Source organism: Allofournierella sp. CML151, from assembly GCF_027853465.1.
Taxonomy (GTDB): Bacteria; Bacillota; Clostridia; order Oscillospirales; family Ruminococcaceae; genus Allofournierella.
Genome location: NZ_JAPNNW010000043.1, coordinates 1 through 1,545 on the forward strand (window position 1 = coordinate 1; position 1,545 = coordinate 1,545).

At 48.3% G+C, this 1,545-nt stretch carries 1 protein-coding gene; it reads right to left on the reverse strand.

Translation table 11 applies throughout. From position 1 onward, the window contains the following. Window positions 1-126 precede the first annotated feature (126 nt). Window positions 127-1,302 carry an IS110 family transposase gene (locus tag PH256_RS15155; RefSeq protein ID WP_270914823.1) on the reverse strand — a complete coding sequence of 392 codons (1,176 nt, stop codon included), beginning with the start codon at window positions 1,300-1,302 and terminating at the stop codon, window positions 127-129. Window positions 1,303-1,545: the final 243 nt, after the last annotated feature.

The following is a 1,545-nucleotide window of genomic DNA, read 5'->3' on the forward strand; positions in this document are numbered from 1 at the left end:
AGAAAGATTAACTATTAAAAATCAACCCCGAAAATGAATGGTGGTGGTGAAAAAGAGATGGTTCAAAAAAGGTATAGCAAAGCTGAGGTCTTGTCAGACCCCTGCTGGCTATTCAAGTGGTTGCAGTTAAGATGCTGAGCAATATGGCTGCATGGATTTCTCCATGGCAAATATCAGACGAACTAACTTCTTGGCAGCATGAGAGATGGCGATATTGTAGTGTTTTCCCTCCGCCCGCTTCTTGGCAAGATAATCAGCAAAAGCCGGGTCCCAGTAGCAGACATACTTGGTTGCGTTGTAAAGTGCGTAGCGTAAGTATCGGGAGCCACGCTTTTCCATGTGCGGATAGCAATTTTTGAGCTGTCCGGACTGGTAAGTTGAGGGGGACATCCCGGCATAAGCCAACAGCTTGTCTGGGGAGTCAAAGCGGGTAAAGTCGCCGACCTCAGCCAGGATCATGGCGGCCATGCGGAACCCCAGCCCTGGGATAGTGGTAATAGGCGAATGAAGCTCACCCATAATGGATTGGATTTGTTCTTCGATTTCATCAATTTCACGATCCAGTTCCCGGGTGAGGCGGATGGTGTGCTGTAATTCAAGGGACTTGGCAGGCATCCGAGAGCCAATGGAATTTCTGGCAGCATCTCGTATTTCAAGAGCCATATCCCGCTTGTAGTGGCCTTTGGAGGCGGTTTCGAGCAGTGTTTTCAGCCTTGTCAAATGGGCTGCGGCAACCTGCTTTGCGCCGGGGAACTCCTCTAACAGGGAGTAAACAGAGGTCATGTGAAGTGTGGGGACCAGTTTTTCCAGTTCGGGAAACAGGATACAGACCAATCGAGAAATAGAACTTTTCAGTTTCGCCCGTTCTTTTACCTTGTCAAAACGGTATCTGGTCAGTGACTTTAGCTCCTCATTGTGGTATGCTGTACTTGTGTAGGGTTTGAGGCCCGCATCGGATAACAGCATAGAAGCAATGGTTCGCGCATCCACCCGGTCAGTTTTGGTTTTTCTCAGACTGAGGCTCTTTCGGTAGAGGTTTGTGCGCAAGGGGTTCAGGACATAGGTGGTCAGACCGTTGTCAAAGAGAAACCCGAGAAGGTTGTAGCTGTAATGTCCGGTCGCCTCAAGCCCTACTTTTATTTTGTCCTGAGAGTTGGTGCAGTCCTGGATTCTCTGCAACAGACGGTGAAACCCATCCATGTTGTTGGGAATCGTGAACACATCCGCCAGGACTTCCCCCTCAGAGCTGACGATGAAGCAATCGTGCTTGTCTTTTGAGACATCAATACCAACAGAAATCACCATAACAAATCCCTCCAGCGGTAAATATGTGATGCTGCATCCACAGTACACCTTACTTTTGTAGCCTTGTTCCACATAAACCGTCTGGCGGTATTTAACTGATCAACAAAATTGTAAGGGGCTGTGGTTGGAACCTTTCTTGAACCATCTTGTGGTAGGAGATTTGCACCAATCCACAGCATCCCTTACAGTGTAGCACACAGCCCTTGGAGAGGGGCTCTAATAACTACTACTCTATAATAC